Annotated in this window: 1 protein-coding gene; it reads right to left on the bottom strand. The window is 50.1% G+C overall.

The annotated features are described in order from the left end of the window. Nucleotides 1-4: 4 nt before the first annotated feature. Nucleotides 5-835, bottom strand: a complete 831-nt coding sequence (locus B4Q04_RS22380; protein ID WP_088698193.1) for an IS5 family transposase — start codon at nt 833-835, stop codon at nt 5-7. Nucleotides 836-889 lie beyond the last annotated feature (54 nt).

Below are 889 nucleotides of genomic sequence, written 5' to 3'. Positions count from 1 at the left end.
GAACTCATTTAAACTTTTTTAGTTTGATTTTTTTCAGGGCGATTACGATGAATGATAGGTAGTTGAACCCTTTCCAACTCTCAACGGAGGTATCGAACCTGTTGAGCAGTGACCTGAAACTGTCGATCCATGCATTGGTGCGTTCCACGGCATATCTCTGGGCATAAAGGTCCTGGTCAAAATATTCGTCCCTGTCATCGACACTTCCGTTACGTTTGTTGAAACATATATTGGCATTGATGCCCCTTCTTGCACAGGCCGATCGAAAATCCTTGGAGTCGAACCCCGCATCGGCGTTGAGGAAGAGCCCCTCCGTTTTTATATCCGCTCTGTCAAGGGTAGCGGTGACCACCTCGAACTGAACCTCGATCTCAAAAAGATCATTGTGGTTCCCGGATACCGGTTCCGACATGGCCAAGGGCAGTCCCTGCCTATCGGTAAGGAAGAGGGCGTTGGTGGTCCTTCCCTTTTTGCGGCCTTGGTATTCCACGGCCTCGCCTCCCCTGATGGCAGGTGTGTGGCTGCCGTCAAGATCGACACTGGAGAGGTCGAACATGTCCCTGTACCGTTTTAAAATGCCGGTCCAACAATCCAGAAATGTGCCCGAACGGCACCATTTGCGATAATGGTGGTAGACCGATTGCCAGCTCAGGACCTTTTGGGCGAACAGCGAGGCCGTGGGCAGGTACTCCCATTGCACGCCCGTCTTCAACTTGTAGAGTATGGCATTGACGATCTCGAACAAGGGAGCCGTTGGGGCAAAACCCCTTTTCGGTAAAGGTATATGTGGGACTATCTCCAATTCTATGGTATCTTTGTCAAGTACTTTGTACATGGGCTATGGTATTTGCGTGTGGTAACACAAATGTCCGTAGCCCTATCTTTCGAT

It is taken from the genome of Zobellia sp. OII3 (assembly GCF_002211465.1).
Classification (GTDB): Bacteria; Bacteroidota; Bacteroidia; order Flavobacteriales; family Flavobacteriaceae; genus Zobellia; species Zobellia galactanivorans.
Note: the sequence above shows the minus strand (reverse complement) of the source record. Positions and strands in the feature narration are given on the sequence as shown.

Excerpts from the sequence above, each read along its gene's own strand:
- B4Q04_RS22380 (WP_088698193.1), bottom strand. The coding sequence starts at position 835 with ATGTACAAAGTACTTGACAAAGATACCATAGAATTGGAGATAGTCCCA.